At 70.1% G+C, this 14965-nt stretch carries 16 protein-coding genes and 1 tRNA gene; 11 read left to right on the top strand and 6 right to left on the bottom strand.

Annotated elements, in window-relative coordinates; genetic code table 11:
• Nucleotides 1-17 precede the first annotated feature (17 nt).
• Nucleotides 18-653, bottom strand: a complete 636-nt coding sequence (serB, locus tag CI089_RS12520; RefSeq protein ID WP_094262485.1) for a phosphoserine phosphatase SerB — start codon at nt 651-653, stop codon at nt 18-20.
• 26 nt (nt 654-679) lie between these two features.
• Entirely contained in the window at nt 680-1924 is a 1245-nt protein-coding gene (glgC, locus tag CI089_RS12515; RefSeq protein ID WP_088380347.1) for a glucose-1-phosphate adenylyltransferase, read from the bottom strand.
• A 47-nt stretch (nt 1925-1971) separates the two neighbouring features.
• On the opposite strand from glgC, the gene glgA reads away from it, so the two are divergent.
• The 3 genes from glgA (at nt 1972) to CI089_RS12500 (ending at nt 4296) form a co-directional block, all read left to right on the top strand.
• Nucleotides 1972-3165, top strand: coding sequence for a glycogen synthase (gene glgA, locus CI089_RS12510; RefSeq protein ID WP_094261840.1), 1194 nt, complete (start codon nt 1972-1974; stop codon nt 3163-3165).
• Between the two features lie 9 nt (nt 3166-3174).
• Nucleotides 3175-3960 (top strand): ABC transporter ATP-binding protein, encoded by a 786-nt coding sequence (locus CI089_RS12505; RefSeq protein WP_094261839.1) that lies wholly within the window; start codon nt 3175-3177, stop codon nt 3958-3960.
• An 84-nt stretch (nt 3961-4044) separates the two neighbouring features.
• Nucleotides 4045-4296, top strand: coding sequence for a type B 50S ribosomal protein L31 (locus CI089_RS12500; protein ID WP_018186539.1), 252 nt, complete (start codon nt 4045-4047; stop codon nt 4294-4296).
• Nucleotides 4297-4371: 75 nt separating this feature from the next.
• Here the strand turns inward: CI089_RS12500 and CI089_RS12495 are convergent, their stop codons facing one another.
• Nucleotides 4372-5058 (bottom strand): trimeric intracellular cation channel family protein, encoded by a 687-nt coding sequence (locus tag CI089_RS12495; RefSeq protein ID WP_023951404.1) that lies wholly within the window; start codon nt 5056-5058, stop codon nt 4372-4374.
• Between the two features lie 36 nt (nt 5059-5094).
• Here CI089_RS12495 and recO point away from each other — a divergent pair, with 36 nt between their 5' ends.
• From recO to CI089_RS12480, 3 genes are read left to right on the top strand one after another with little or no spacing between them, the layout of a single operon-like run.
• Nucleotides 5095-5823, top strand: a complete 729-nt coding sequence (gene recO / locus CI089_RS12490; protein ID WP_023951403.1) for a DNA repair protein RecO — start codon at nt 5095-5097, stop codon at nt 5821-5823.
• A 42-nt stretch (nt 5824-5865) separates the two neighbouring features.
• Nucleotides 5866-6669, top strand: a complete 804-nt coding sequence (locus CI089_RS12485; protein ID WP_094261838.1) for an isoprenyl transferase — start codon at nt 5866-5868, stop codon at nt 6667-6669.
• A gap of 46 nt (nt 6670-6715) precedes the next feature.
• The gene (locus tag CI089_RS12480) at nt 6716-7393 is read left to right on the top strand and encodes a DsbA family oxidoreductase (RefSeq protein WP_094261837.1); all 678 of its coding nucleotides are present in this window, start codon (nt 6716-6718) and stop codon (nt 7391-7393) included.
• Nucleotides 7394-7416: 23 nt separating this feature from the next.
• Here CI089_RS12480 and CI089_RS12475 read toward each other — a convergent pair whose 3' ends face one another.
• Nucleotides 7417-7917, bottom strand: coding sequence for a glutathione peroxidase (locus CI089_RS12475; RefSeq protein ID WP_094261836.1), 501 nt, complete (start codon nt 7915-7917; stop codon nt 7417-7419).
• 57 nt (nt 7918-7974) lie between these two features.
• On the opposite strand from CI089_RS12475, the gene dusB reads away from it, so the two are divergent.
• The 5 genes from dusB to CI089_RS12450 all read left to right on the top strand — a co-directional run bounded on the left by dusB (nt 7975) and on the right by CI089_RS12450 (nt 13383).
• Nucleotides 7975-9138, top strand: a complete 1164-nt coding sequence (gene dusB, locus CI089_RS12470) for a tRNA dihydrouridine synthase DusB (RefSeq protein WP_094261835.1) — start codon at nt 7975-7977, stop codon at nt 9136-9138.
• The gene (locus CI089_RS12465) at nt 9128-10501 is read left to right on the top strand and encodes a deoxyguanosinetriphosphate triphosphohydrolase (protein ID WP_094261834.1); all 1374 of its coding nucleotides are present in this window, start codon (nt 9128-9130) and stop codon (nt 10499-10501) included. The genes dusB and CI089_RS12465 overlap by 11 nt, the downstream gene beginning before the upstream one ends.
• Nucleotides 10501-12396 carry a DNA primase gene (dnaG, locus tag CI089_RS12460; protein ID WP_094261833.1) on the top strand — a complete coding sequence of 632 codons (1896 nt, stop codon included), beginning with the start codon at nt 10501-10503 and terminating at the stop codon, nt 12394-12396. Before CI089_RS12465 ends, dnaG begins: the two co-directional genes overlap by 1 nt.
• A 53-nt stretch (nt 12397-12449) precedes the next feature.
• The gene (locus CI089_RS12455) at nt 12450-13217 is read left to right on the top strand and encodes an ATP-binding cassette domain-containing protein (RefSeq protein ID WP_023951393.1); all 768 of its coding nucleotides are present in this window, start codon (nt 12450-12452) and stop codon (nt 13215-13217) included.
• Between the two features lie 93 nt (nt 13218-13310).
• Nucleotides 13311-13383 (top strand) — tRNA-Asn (locus tag CI089_RS12450).
• An 84-nt stretch (nt 13384-13467) separates the two neighbouring features.
• Here CI089_RS12450 and glsA read toward each other — a convergent pair.
• On the bottom strand, nt 13468-14394 hold the full coding sequence (gene glsA / locus CI089_RS12445) for a glutaminase A (RefSeq protein ID WP_094261832.1): 927 nt from the start codon (nt 14392-14394) through the stop codon (nt 13468-13470).
• A gap of 4 nt (nt 14395-14398) precedes the next feature.
• Complete coding sequence (gene def, locus CI089_RS12440; RefSeq protein ID WP_094261831.1) at nt 14399-14965, bottom strand: peptide deformylase; 567 nt, start codon at nt 14963-14965, stop codon at nt 14399-14401.

The raw sequence follows: 14965 nt of genomic DNA, 5'->3' as shown, positions 1-14965 counted from the left end.
CAGGCGACAGCCTCGGCTCAGGGGAGGAGCGCGATGACCTGTCGCAGGTCGACCGGGCCGATCACGACATCCGCCTGGCGACGCACCGCGGGCTTGGCGTTGAAGGCGATGCCGAGGCCGGCGGCCGCCATCATCCGCAGGTCGTTCGCCCCGTCGCCGATGGCGATCGTCCGGGCGAGGGGAACCTCGTGATCATCCGCCCATTCGCGCAGGGACGCCGCTTTGGCCTCTGCGTCGACGATGTCACCCGCGACCGTGCCGTCCAGCGTCGCGCCGTCCGAGCCGAGCCGATTGGCGCGCCACAGGTCGACCCCCAGCCCGGGAGCGATGTGATCGAGCACCTCGTGGAAGCCCCCCGAGACGACGGCAGCCACGCCGCCGCGTTCGTGGATCGCCGCGATGAGCTCTCGCGCGCCCGGCGTCGGCTCGACGCGCGACCGCACCCGGTCGAAGGCCGTGAGCGGCACTCCCGCGAGCTGTGCGACGCGTGAGCGCAGGCTCGACGCGAAGTCGACCTCCCCGCGCATCGCCGCTTCCGTCGCGGCGGCGACCTCCGCGCCACGTCCCGCCTCGTCGGCGATGAGCTCGATGACCTCGTTGCGCAGGAGGGTCGAGTCGGCATCGAAGACGACGAGGAAACGCGCGTGGGGCATGACCACCACGCTAGCGGGAACGCGCGTCAGCGCTCGACGCGCGCGTTCTTGCCGACGACGGTGATGCCGGTGTCGGTCACGGTGAAGCCGCGCGCGAGGTCGCGTTCACGGTCGACGCCGACCGTGGCGCCGTCTTCGAGCACGACGTTCTTGTCGAGGATCGCCCGGTGCACACGCGCCCCGGCGCCGACGCTGACGTAGTCGAACAGCACGGAGTCGGTGATCGTCGCACCGCCTCCGGAGAGCGTCCACGGGCCGACGACGCTGCGCTCGAGGTGGGTTCCCGACAGCACGGAGCCGAGGGAGACGATCGAGTCGATCGCGTTGCCCATGCGCCCGACGCTGTCGCGCACGAACTTCGCGGGCGGCGAGTTCACGGCCTGCGAGTGGATCTGCCAGTCGGTGTTGTACAGGTTGAAGATCGGCAGCGTCGAGATGAGGTCCATGTGCGCGTCGAAGAACGACTCGATCGTGCCGACGTCGCGCCAGTAGTTGCGGTCGCGCGGGGTCGACCCGGGCACGTCGTTGCGCTTGAAGTCGTACACGGCGGCCTCGCCGCGGTCGACGAAGTAGGGGATGATGTCGCCGCCCATGTCATGGTTCGACGTCGGCAGCTCTCCATCGGCCTCGACCGCCTCGATGAGGGCGTCGGTGTCGAAGATGTAGTTGCCCATCGAGGCCAGCACCTCGTGCGGCGAGTCGGGCAGCCCCGTGGGGTCCTGGGGCTTCTCGAGGAAGGCGCGGATGCGGGTCTCGTCGGCGGGGTCGACGTCGATGACGCCGAACTGGTTGGCCAGGCCGATCGGCTGGCGGATGCCGGCCACCGTCGCCCGCGCGCCCGAGGCGAGGTGGGCGTCGAGCATCTGACGGAAGTCCATGCGGTAGACGTGATCGGCGCCGATCACGACGACGATGTCGGGCTTCTCGTCGTTGATGAGGTTCAGCGACTGGAGGATCGCATCGGCCGAGCCCGAGAACCACCGCTTGCCCAGGCGCTGCTGGGCGGGAACCGAGGCGACGTAGGAGTCGAGCAGCGCCGACATCCGCCAGGTCTGCGACACGTGGCGGTCGAGGCTGTGCGACTTGTACTGGGTCAGGACGACGACCTGGCGCAGGCCCGAGTTGATGAGGTTCGAGATCGCGAAGTCGATCAGGCGGTACTGGCCGCCGAACGGGACCGCGGGCTTGGCGCGATCCACCGTCAACGGCATCAGGCGCTTACCCTCCCCGCCCGCGAGAACGATTCCGAAGACCTTGGGCGCTGCTGGCATGGCACCACACTAGGCCCGCCGAACGCTCCTGTACTAGCGTTCGACCCATGCGTGTAGACATCGTCTCGAAGGAGTATCCTCCCGCGATCTATGGCGGAGCGGGGGTGCACGTCACCGAGCTCGTCCGCGCCCTGCGCGAGACGATGGAGGTGCAGGTCCGGGCCTTCGGAGCGGACCGGGACGAGCCGGACACGACCTCCTACGCGACGCCCGCCGGGCTGACCGACGCCAACGCCGCGCTCCAGACGCTCGGCACCGATCTCGAGATCGTCGGGGATGTCGCCGGCGCCGACGTGGTGCACAGTCACACCTGGTACGCGAACTTCGCCGGGCACCTCGCCTCCCTCCTCCACGGCATCCCGCACGTCGTCACCGCTCACTCCCTCGAGCCGCTGCGGCCGTGGAAGGCCGAGCAGCTGGGCGGCGGCTACGCCGTGTCGAGCTACATCGAGAAGACCGCCTACGAGAACGCGGCGGCCGTCATCGCCGTGAGCGACGGCATGCGCCGCGACATCCTGCGCAGCTATCCCGATCTCGATCCCGAGAAGGTGTCGGTGATCTACAACGGCATCGACGTCGAGTCGTGGCGGCCGGTCGACGATCCCGCCGTCCTCGAGCGCCACGGCATCGACCCCGCCCGCCCCTCGGTGGTCTTCGTCGGACGCATCACGCGGCAGAAGGGCCTGCCGTACTTCCTGCGGGCCGCGCGTCTGCTTCCCGCCGATGTGCAGGTCGTCCTCTGCGCGGGAGCGCCCGACACGGCGGAGATCATGGCCGAGGTGCAGGGCCTCGTGCGCGAGCTGCAAGCCGAGCGCTCGGGGGTCGTCTGGATCGAGGAGTTCCTGCCGCGCGACGAGCTCTGCGCGATCCTCACCGCGGCCACGACCTTCGTCTGCCCGTCGGTCTACGAGCCGCTCGGCATCGTCAACCTCGAGGCGATGGCGTGCGGCGCAGCCGTCGTCGGGACCGCGACCGGCGGCATCCCGGAAGTCGTGGTCGACGGCGAGACCGGGCGCCTCGTGCCGATCGAGCAGTCCGACGACGGTACCGGGACTCCGCTCGATCCCGAGAAGTTCGTCGCTGATCTGGCTGCCACGCTCACCGAGGTCGTCTCGGATCCCGACAGGGCGCGACGCTACGGCGCCGCGGGCCGCGAGCGTGCCGCCAGCTCGTTCAGCTGGTCGGCGATCGCCGACGAGACCGCCGCGTTGTACGCGAGAGTGGCGGGGCTCGGCCGCTAGGCTGAACCCATGCCGCAGGTCCTGGAGTTCTCCGACGTCGTCGTCCGCCGAAACGCCCGGAACATCATCGACCGGGTCGACTGGTCGGTTTCCGATGATCAGCGCTGGGTGGTGCTCGGGCCCAACGGTGCGGGCAAGACGACGGTGCTGCAGCTCGCGGCGAGCCTTCTGCACCCCACCTCGGGAACCGTGGAGATCCTGGGGGAGCGCCTCGGGCGGACCGACGTGTTCGAGCTGCGCCCGCGCATCGGGTTCGCCTCGTCGGCGATGGCCCGGCGCATCCCGGCCGAAGAGACCGTGCTCGACGTGGTCCTCACAGCGGCGTACGCCGTGACCGGGCGGTGGCGCGAGGACTACGAGGACATCGACGAGCGGCGTGCCATGCGCGTGCTGGCGGAGTGGAAGCTCGACGGCCTCGCCGAGCGGACGTTCGGCACGCTCTCCGACGGCGAGCAGAAGCGCGTCCAGATCGCCCGCGCCGTCATGACTGACCCCGAGGTGCTGCTTCTCGACGAGCCGACGGCGAGCCTCGACCTCGGCGCCCGCGAGGAACTGCTCGCCCTCCTGGGCGGGTACGCCCAGGCGCCGACCACCCCCGCGATGATCATGGTGACGCACCACGTCGAGGAGATCCCGGTCGGGTTCACGCACGTGCTCCTGCTGCGCGAGGGGAGCGTCGTCGCCGCCGGGCCGCTGGCCGAGACGCTCACCGCCGAGAATCTCACCGAGACGTTCGGGCTGCCCATCGCGCTCACCGAGGAGCGCGGACGCTACGCGGCTCGGGCGGCATCCTGAACCTGGTAGGATCGCTCTTTGGTGCAGACGCATCGCAGACTTCCCTCGCCCTGGCAAAATCCAGGGCACCACGTAAGGAATCCCATGAAGACTGACATCCACCCCGAGTACCGCGCCGTCGTTTTCCGCGACCTCGGCTCCGGCGAGACCTTCCTGACCCGTTCGACGGTCTCGAGCGACAAGACGATCGAGCTGGACGGCGAGACCTACCCGGTCATCGACGTCGAGATCTCGTCCGCCTCGCACCCGTTCTACACGGGCAAGCAGCGCATCATGGACTCGGCCGGCCGCGTCGAGAAGTTCAACCAGCGCTTCAAGAACTTCGGCTCCAAGTAAGCCGTTCTTCGATCAAGGCCCCGCTTCGGCGGGGCCTTCGTCGTTTCGCGGGATGCGTTGCGCTGCCCCGCGGTCTCAGGGCTTGACGATCGGGATCGACGCTGTCTCCGCCGCGACCTTGCGCCGGTGGAGGGCGCGCTGCTCGGGCAGGGAGATGTCGAACACGACCGCGAGCAGGCGGATGACGGTGGTCACCGCGATGCCCACGATGGCGGCGGCCACGATGGGCGCGCCCAGCGCTGACGCTCCGGCGAGCACCGCGCACCCGGCGGCGGCAGCGATCGCATAGAGCGAGCCGACGTGCATGATGGCGACCGGCAGCCCGAGGATGACGTCGCGCAGCATGCTGCCGCCGACGGCGGCGCACGAGCCGATGAAGATCGCGGGGACGATCGGCAGCCCGAGCACGAGGGCCTTGCTCGTCCCGAACGCCCCGAACATGCCGATGACGACGGCGTCGAGCCCGATGATGACGGCGTTGAGTCGCTGGAACAGGTTCGACAGCAGCATCCCGACCAGAGCGGCCGAGGTCGCGGTGATGAGATACCAGTTGCTCTGCAGCGTGACCGGCTGAACTCCCAGGAGCAGATCGCGGATGAGGCCGCCGCCCATTCCGATGAGGATGCCGATGATCACGACGCCGAGCGGATCGAGCCGCTGCTTGCCGACGAATCCGGAAGCGAAAAGGGCGCCCTGGACCCCGCCGAGCCCGACGGCGGTGAGATCCGCCCAGAGCGGGATCACGAACTGAGACTGCGCCACGGAACCATTGTCGTCGGTCAGCGCGATAATTGAAGAGTGCCCACCTACCGCGACGAGGTCGTGATCCTGCGCACCCACAAGCTGGGCGAGGCGGATCGCATCGTCACGATGCTCAGCCGGCGGCACGGCAAGCTGCGCGGCGTCGCGAAAGGCGTGCGGCGCACATCGTCCCGATTCGGTGCGCGGCTGGAGCCGTTCATGGTCGCCGACGTCCAGATGTACAAAGGGCGCTCGCTCGACATCGTGCAGCAGGCCGAGTCGCTCGGCTCCTACGGTGCCGACATCGCGACGGACTACGACCGCTACACCTCGGCGTCCGCGATGGTCGAGGCCGCCGATCGCCTCAACGAGGCCGAGACGACGCCGCAGCAGTACCTGCTGCTCGTCGGCGGGCTCCGCGCCCTCGCCCGCGGCGACCACGACAGCCGCGCCGTGCTCGACTCGTACCTGCTCAGAGCCATGGCGCTCTCGGGCTGGGCGCCGTCGCTCGACGCCTGCGCCCGCTGCGGGCGCCCGGGCCCCCACGACGGGTTCGTCGCGCCGCTGGGGGGATCGGTGTGCGACGCGTGTGCCCCCGCGGGGTCTGCCCGCATCGCCCCCGAGACCGGAGCGCGTCTGCGCGCCCTCATCGCCGGCGAGTGGGAGACCGTCGATGCGGGCAGCCCCGGCACCGCCAACGCCGCATCGGGGCTGATCGCGGCCTATGCCCAGTGGCATCTCGAACGCGGCATCCGATCGCTCGGTCACATCGGCGCGGCGCGCTGACGCCTGTGAGGGCGCACGGCTCGACCGCCTAGGCTCGAACCGATGAGTCCCAAGCCGTACACGCACCGCGACGCGGTTCCCTATCGCCCCCTCGACTGGACCGGGGTGTACCCGCCGGCGTTCCCACGGGGCGGCGTCCCGAACCACGTCGCGATCGTCATGGACGGCAACGGACGATGGGCCAACCGCCGTGGCCTCACGCGCATCGAGGGCCACCGCGCCGGCGAAGAGGTGCTGCTCGACGTCGTCGCCGGCGCCATCCAGGCGGGCGTGAAGCACCTGAGTGTCTACGCGTTCTCGACCGAGAACTGGTCCCGGTCGCCCGACGAGGTGCGCTTCCTCATGGGGTACAACCGCGACGTCCTCCACCGCCGCCGCGACCAGCTCAACGAGTGGGGCGTGCGCGTGCGGTGGGCAGGGCGCAAGCCGCGCCTGTGGGGATCGGTCATCTCCGAGCTCCAGTACGCCGAGCAGCTCACCCGGGGCAACGACGTGCTGACGCTGACGATGTGCGTCAACTACGGCGGGCGTCACGAGATCATCGACGCGATGCGCGCGATGGGGGAGCAGATCGCCGCGGGGCGGATGAAGCCCTCCGCGATCACGGAGAAGGCCCTGCGCCGGCACCTCTACGTGCCCGACATGCCCGACGTCGACCTGTTCATCCGTTCGAGCGGGGAGCAGCGGACCTCGAACTTCCTCCTGTGGGAGGCGGCGTACGCCGAGATGGTGTTCCTCGACACCCTGTGGCCCGACTTCTCGCGATCGGACCTGTGGGGCGCGATCCAGCTCTACCTCTCGCGCGACCGCCGCTTCGGCGGCGCCGTCGACGCTCCCACCGCCTGACGCGGTCGCGGGAATAGCTCGCGCGCCCCGGGACGTTGCACCCGGTGTGACGGACGCAATCAAGATCGACGTGTGGAGCGACATCGCCTGCCCGTGGTGCTACATCGGCAAGCGCAACCTCGAGTCGGGCCTCGCGGCCACGGCGGATGACGAAGACGCCCCGCGCGTGGAGGTGACCTTCCACTCGTTCGAGCTCTCGCCCGACACCCCGGTCGACTTCGAGGGCGACGAGCTCGACTTCCTGTCGAGCCACAAGGGGATGCCGCGCGAGCAGGTGCAGCAGATGCTCGACAACGTCACCGGCGTCGCGAAGAATGCGGGTCTGGACTACCACTTCGACATCCTCCAGCACACCAACACGGTCAAGGCGCACGAGCTGCTGCACGCTGCCAAGGCGGAGGGCCGTCAGCACGAGATGACCGAGCGCCTGATGGCGGCGTACTTCACCGAGGGCCGCCATGTGGGCCGCATCGACGAGCTGGTCGAGCTCGCGGCCGAGGTCGGTCTCGACCGCGACGCCATCCGGGCCGCGCTCGAATCTGGCGAGCACCTGCCGGCCGTCCGCGCCGACCAGGACCAGGCGCGCGCGTACGGCATCAACGGGGTCCCGTTCTTCGTCATCGACGGCAAGTACGGCGTCTCCGGAGCGCAGCCGGCCGAGGCGTTCGCGCAGATCGCCCGACAGGTGTGGGCTGAGCGCAACGGCGTCGAGACCGCGGGCTGAGCGCGGTCCGCGCGCGGGCGGAGTCAGCGCGGCAGGTTCGCCTCGATCACCGCGACGATCTCCGGCGCGTCGGGCTTCGTCTGAGGGCGGAAGCGGTGCACCTCGCCGCCGGGCGTGATCACGAACTTCTCGAAGTTCCACATTACCGGGCCCCGCGCGCCCTCCTCGTTGCGGATCTTCTTCAGCGCCTTGTAGAGGGGAGCGGCGTGCGAGCCGTTGACCCGGATCTTGTCCATGATGGGGAAGCTGACGCCCCAGGTCATCGCGCAGTAGTCGAGGATCTCCTCCATCGAGCCCGGCTCCTGCCCCATGAACTGGTTGCAGGGGAATCCGATCACCTGGAGCCCGCGCTCGCCGTAGGTGCGCTGGAGCTGCTCGAGCTGCTCGTACTGGGGTGTCAGACCGCACTTGGAGGCGACGTTGACGACGAGGAGGACACCGTCGCCGAGGTCGTCGAGCGTGGTCACGGTGCCGTCGGCGGCGGCGAACGGAATCGAACGGATGTCGGTGGTCGCTTCGGTCACGTCCCCAGGCTACGCCCGGCCGCCTTCCGGCATCCGTCCTTCTGGGAGAATGATCTGGTGAGTACCGTCCTGTCCGCCTCCCCGCGCCTGCGGATCGGCCCGATCGCCCTGGATGCCCCCGTCGTCCTGGCCCCGATGGCCGGGATCACGAACACCGCCTTCCGCCGGCTCTGCCGCGAATACGGCGCGGGTCTCTACGTCAGCGAGATGATCACGACCCGCGCACTCGTCGAGCGCAACGCCACGACGATGCGGCTGATCACGCATCACGAGTCCGAGAAGCCGCGCTCCATCCAGCTCTACGGTGTGGACCCCGCGACGACCGAGGCCGCCGTGCGGCTTCTGGTCGAAGAGGATCGTGCCGACCACATCGACCTGAACTTCGGGTGTCCCGTCCCCAAGGTGACCCGCAAGGGCGGGGGAGCGGCTCTGCCCTGGAAGCTCGACCTCTTCCGCGACATCGTCACGCGCGCCGCGCGCGCGGCCGGTGACGTGCCGCTGACGGTGAAGATGCGCAAGGGCATCGACTCCGACCACCTGACCTACCTCGACGCCGGCCGCATCGCCGAGGACGCCGGTGTGTCCGCCGTCGCTCTGCACGCGCGGACGGCTGCGGAGTTCTACTCGGGGCACGCCGACTGGTCCGCCATCGCGGCGCTGAAAGAAGCCGTCACCAGCGTTCCGGTTCTCGGCAACGGCGACATCTGGTCGGCCGACGACGCCGTGCGCATGATGGCGGAGACCGGCTGCGACGGCGTTGTCGTCGGACGCGGGTGCCTCGGGCGTCCCTGGCTCTTCGGCGACCTCGCGCGTGCGCTGGGCGACCCCGGTTCGGCCGGGCCCGAGGTGGACGCCACCCTCGGGTTCGTCGCGACCGCGTTCCGCCGCCACGCCGAGCTGCTGGTCGAGTTCTTCGAGGACGAGGGCCGCGGATGCCGCGACATCCGCAAGCATGTCGCGTGGTACTTCAAGGGCTACCCGGTGGGCGGCGACACGCGGGCGCGTCTGGCGACCGCGTCGAGCCTCGCCGAGATCGACGACATCCTGGCGACGCTCGACTGGTCGGCGCCGTATCCCGGCTCGGCGGCGGAGGGCCAGCGCGGGCGAGCGGGAACACCCAAGCGTCCGGCGCTGCCGGACCGCTGGCTCGATTCGCGCGACGTCGACGCGGCGGAGTCATCGGCCATCGCCGCAGCGGAGATCGAGAACAGTGGGGGCTGAGGTCACGAGCGGCGTCGGCGTCTCGGCGGGACGTCCCTCCGGCTACGACGACCACGACGCCGCCCGCTTCCACCGGGAGGAGCACCGCTCGCGCCGCGACAGCTTCGCGCGCGACCGCGCCCGCGTGCTGCACTCGGGTGCCCTGCGCCGGCTCGCCGCGAAGACGCAGGTGCTGAGCCCGGCGAGCCCCGCCGACTTCGCTCGCAACCGATTGACGCACTCGCTCGAGGTCGCGCAGGTCGGACGCGAGCTCGCCATCGCGCTGGAGCTCTCGCCCGACGTCGTCGACACCGCCTGCCTCTGCCACGATCTCGGACACCCGCCGTTCGGCCACAACGGCGAGCGGGCCCTGAACGACTGGGCCGAGGACATCGGCGGCTTCGAGGGCAACGCGCAGTCCCTGCGCATCCTCTCGCGCCTCGAGCCGAAGGTCGTCGATGCGTTCGGTCAGAGCGCGGGCCTCAACCTCACGCGGGCGAGCCTCGACGCGACGTGCAAGTACCCCTGGACCGTCGAACACGCCATCCCGGACCCGGGCGGACGGCAGAAGTTCGGCGTCTACCCCGAAGACGAGGCGGTGTTCCAGTGGATGCGCGAGGGCGCTCCCGGTCGCCTGCGCTGCATCGAGGCCGAGGTCATGGACCTCTCCGACGACATCGCCTACTCGGTGCACGACTTCGAGGACGCGGTGCTCAACGGCTACCTCGACCCGGCGCGGCTCGGCGACCCCCGCGAGCGCGAGGCGCTGCTCACCGCGATCCAGAGCTGGGTCGGCTACGGCTTCACGAAGGACGAGCTCGGCGACGCGCTCTATCGCCTGACGCTGCTGCCCGAGTGGCTCGAATCGTACGACGGTTCGCGGGCGGCGATGGCCCGGCTCAAGAACCTGACCTCCGATCTCATCGGCCGCTTCGCGCGGGCGGCCACCGCCGCGACGCGCGAGCACTACGACATCCCCGTCCTGACGCGCTTCCGTGGTCGTGTCATCGTCCCTCGCGTCATCGAGGTCGAGATGGCGGTGCTCAAGGGGGTCATCGGGGCGTTCGTCGTCTCGATCGAGGGACGGAAGGGGCTCTACAAGGAGCAGCGCCGCGTTCTGCGCCGGCTCGCCGACGCGCTCTGGGAGCGTCCCGAGCACCTCGACGCACTGCACGCCGAGGACTTCGCCGCCGCGGTGACGGACGCGGCCCGCCGACGTGTCATCGTCGACCAGGTGGCGACGCTCACCGACCGCTTCGCGATCGAGTGGCACGGCCGCCTGGTGGGCCCGGTCGACCTGCGCGAGCTGGGTCTGTGGTCGTCCGATCCGCGCGCGACGGCGCCGAGCCACTTCGCGCTGCCCGAGCCCATCGAAGGGCTCTGATGGCACGGATCCGGCAGACCGACATCGAAGAGGTCAAGGCGCGCACGAACATCGGCGACATCGTCGGCGAGCGTGTCGCCCTGAAGTCCGCCGGCGTCGGCTCGCTGAAGGGCCTCTGCCCGTTCCACGACGAGCGCAGCCCGAGCTTCCACGTGCGGCCTCAGGTCGGGTACTACCACTGCTTCGGATGCGGCGAGTCGGGCGACGTCTACTCGTTCCTCCGGGCAATGGACCACTTGTCGTTCACCGAGGCCGTCGAGCGTCTGGCTGCGCGCATCGGGTACCAGCTGCACTACGAGGACGGTGCGGCCGCTCCCGAGACGAGCGGTCGTTCCCGGCTGTACGCCGCTCACACCGCCGCGGCCGAGTTCTACCGGTCGCAGCTGTCCGCCCCGGACGCGCAGGCGGCACGTCAGTTCCTCGGCGAACGAGGCTTCGACGCCGGTGCAGCCGCGCACTTCGGGGTCGGATACGCGCCCCAAGGCTGGTCGGCGCTTCGCGACGCACTGCGGTCGCAGGGGTTCACCGATGAGGAGCTGCTCACCGGGGGACTGGTCTCGAAGGGGCAGCGCGGCGTCTACGACCGGTTCCGGGGACGGGTCGTCTGGCCCATCCGCGACGTCGCCGGTCAGACGATCGGTTTCGGCGCTCGTCGTCTCTACGACGACGACCAGGGCCCGAAGTACCTCAACACCCCGGAGACGCCCATCTACAAGAAGGCGCAGGTCCTCTACGGCCTCGACCTGGCCAAGAAGTCGATCTCGCGGGAGCACCGCGTCGTCGTCGTCGAGGGGTACACCGACGTCATGGCCTGCCACCTCGCCGGGGTCACCGGAGCCATCGCGTCGTGCGGCACGGCATTCGGCACCGACCACATCACGGTGCTGCGTCGCGTCATGGGCGACAGCGAGGGCAGCTCGGGTGAGGTCGTCTTCACGTTCGACCCGGATGCCGCCGGCCAGAAGGCCGCGCTGCGCGCCTTCGGCGACGAGAAGCGCTTCGCGGCGCAGACGTATGTCGCGGTCGCCCCCGAGGGGCTGGACCCCTGCGATCTCCGGTTGAACCGCGGCGACGCGGCCGTTCGCGCTCTCGTGGAAGCCAAAGCGCCGATGTTCGAATTCGTCATGGATCAGCGTCTGTCGACGTTCGACCTGTCCACCGTCGAGGGACGCATCGGCGCTCTGCGTGCGGCGGCGCCCATCGTGGCCGACATCCGCGACACCGCGCTGCGCCCGGGGTACACCCGCGTGCTCGCGGGCAAACTCGGACTCGACCTCTCCGAGGTGCAGCCTGAAGTCGAGCGTGCCGCGCGTCGGGCCGCTGCCCCGGCGGGATCGGGGGAGCGACCCCGCAGCGAGGCGGCGACGGCCGGCCGCGCGGCCCCGGCGGAAGCGCCCGGCCGTGGCGCCGAAGCTCCGCCCGTGTCGGTACGCGTCACCCTCGCTTCCTTGCCGCCTGCGCTCGAGCTCGAGAAACGCGCTCTGATGGGGGTGCTGCAGTACGGGCACCTGCTCGACAAGCAGGCCGTCGACGTCGCGCTGGGTCTGCCGATGCCGCATCCGGCTCTCGAGGCCGTCCGGCAGGCCGTGTCCATGCAGCCCGACCTCACGCGGCCCGGGTGGACCTCGGCGGCGGTGGACGCCACTCGCGAGCCGTACCGGACACTCGCTATCGAGCTGCTCACGGCGGACTTCCCCGCGGGCACGGAGCGCATCGCGCAGACGACGGCGATGGAGTCGCTGCGCAAGCTGCGTCAGCGGGCGCTCGAGCGCGAGAAGGCCGAGCTCAGGAGCGCGCAGCAGCGCCTCGAACCGGGCTCGCCCGAGTTCCGTTCGATCGGTGTCGCCATCCGCGACCTCGATCTGCGGCTGCGGCAGCTCATGGAATCGGAATAGCCGCCGTCGGCGGCGAGTAGCGGTCGAGCGATGAAAACGGCAGGATGATGCGCATGTCCCGACGACCCGACGCGGAAATCGCGGTGCGCTGCGACGATCTCTCGATCGCGCGGACGGGTGACTCCGATCGCGTCGTCGAGGGCGTCAGCGTCACGGTGCGGGCGGGAGAGGCCCTCGCGGTGATGGGTGCGACCGGTTCGGGCAAGTCGACGCTGCTGTCCATCCTCGCCGGCACTGCGCCGTCGGATGTGGGCGTCGTCGGCGGCGCCGCGGAGGTCGCGGGCCTCTCGGTGCGCAAGGGCGGCCGCTCCCGGCGCATGCTGACCTACTACGCCGGGCACATGCCACAGGCCGCGGGAGCCTCGCTCCCGGCTCGGCTGACGGTCGCCGAGGTCATCGCGGAGCCCATCACCTCGCGCGACCGTCGTGTGAGCCAGCGCGCGCTCTCGCTGCGGGTCGCCTCTCTTCTCGACGAGCTGCACCTGCCGCTCGGGGCGGCGTCGCAGTATCCCTACGAGCTCAGCGCCGGAATGCGCCAGCGCGTCGCACTCGCGCGCGCCCTCGTGCTCGACCCGAAGGTCTTCATCGGCGACGACCCGTACGCCAACCTCGACATCGAGGTGCGGATCGCGGCTCGCGAGGCGCTGCTGTCGCGCCGCGACGACACCGGGATGGCGATCGTCATCGCGACGAACGACGTCGAGACCGCCGACGAGCTGGATGCCGCGGCTCTCGTTCTCCACGGGGGACGCCCGGTGGGCTATGGGCCGACGGCGTCGGACGTCGTGTGGACGCCGGACGGCCGGTCTCGGGCTTCTTGAGCAGCGCGACCCGCCCGGGGGACGGTTCATGTCGTGAGCACCCCCGGGGCTTTGCTAATATAGAGGGGTTGCCCAGCGCGAGCGGGTGACTGATCCTCGGTAGCTCAATTGGCAGAGCAATCGGCTGTTAACCGATAGGTTCTTGGTTCGAGTCCAAGCCGGGGAGCGAGAGACCCGCGTTATCTACCGCGGCTCTCACCGAAGGCCCGGGCTTCCACCCCGGGCCTTTACTCATGGGCCCGCCGACGGATCAGCCGAAGACGTGCAGCCCGAGGTCCGCGCTCAGCGCCTCTGCGCCGATGCGTCCGCGCACGCTCGTCCCGTGCTCATCGAGAGGCGGGCTCACGATCGCGGCGCCGAGGGTGCCCGGCGCCGCCAGGACGATCGCGCCCGAGACGCTTGATTTCGCCGGGACCCCGACCGCACGCATCCACCGCCCCGACCCGTCGTACACGCCGCACGTGGCCATCACGGCGACGACGTCGCGCGCGATCCGGGAGGAGACCACGCGTTCGCCGGTCACGGGGTTGACGCCGCCCAGGGCGAGCGTCGCGCCCATCACGGCGAGGGTCTCGGCATCGACGACGGCAGCGCAGGCGCGAGCGTAGACGGCTACCGCGTCGTCCGCCGTGATCGCCAGCGTGCCCTCATCGCGCATCAGGTGTGCGAGGGCGTGGTTGCGGTCTCCGAGCAAGTGTTCGCTGTGCGCGACACCGTCGTCCACCTCGAGCCGGCGACCGGCGAACGCCGAAAGCCCGCCGATGATACGAGCCGTGCGCCCGTCGGGATCATCTCCGTCGACGAGCGCGCAGGTCAGGATGGCGCCGGCGTTCACCATCGGGTTCGGCGGGCGTCCTGTGCCGCTCTCGAGCTTGATCGCGTCGAACGCCTCTCCCGTCGGCTCGATGCCCACCCGGTCGAGGGCGGCCCCGTCGGTGTCGGCGAGAGCCAGCGCGAAGAGGAACGGTTTGACGGCCGACTGGATGCTGAACGGCACCGTCCCGTCCGGTGACGACCGCACAGAGCCGTCGGGCAGCGCGAGAGCGATCGCGCACAGGTCGGGGTCGGCCTGAGCGAGCTCGGGGATGCTCGTCGAGCGTTCGCCGTCGCGCTCGGGGATGAGCCGCCGGCGCAGCGCGTCGATGTCGTACCCGCGAGGATCGACGGCCTCTTTCACGAGGTCAGGCGTCCAGGTCGTCCACGCCCGGCATCCAGGCGTTGCCCGGACGGCCCCACCCGCGCTTCTTGGCGATCTTCTGCGTCGTCTTCCAGTCGGAGTCGTCGAGGCGATCGATGTAGAGGATGCCGTCGAGATGGTCGAACTCGTGCTGCATGATGCGGGCCCGCCAGCCGTCCACCCGGATCTCAACGGGCGAACCGGTGAGGTCCGTTCCCGTCACGAGCACCTCTTCGGAACGGCGCAGCGGGAAGCGTTCGCCGGGGAAGGAGAGACATCCTTCCGACTCGTCGTCGGGGTCGGGCGCGCCGGGCTCGAGCGGGCGCATCCAGAGCTCCGGGTTGATGATCTCGCCGCGCCACGGCCGACCGTCGTCATCCTGGTAGGTGTAGACATAGATGCGCAGACCGACGCCGACCTGCGGAGCCGCCAGCCCGACTCCGGGGGCGGCGTCCATGGTGTCGTACATGTCGGCGACGAGCTGGCGGATCTCGTCCGTGATCTCGATGACGGGCTCGGCGGGGGCGTGCAGCACGGGGTCGCCCATGATGCGAATCGGAAGAACGGGCAC

The sequence above is a fragment of the Microbacterium sp. Yaish 1 genome (assembly GCF_002245215.1).
GTDB lineage: Bacteria > Actinomycetota > Actinomycetes > Actinomycetales > Microbacteriaceae > Microbacterium.
This window is presented reverse-complemented; position numbering and strand designations above follow the sequence as displayed.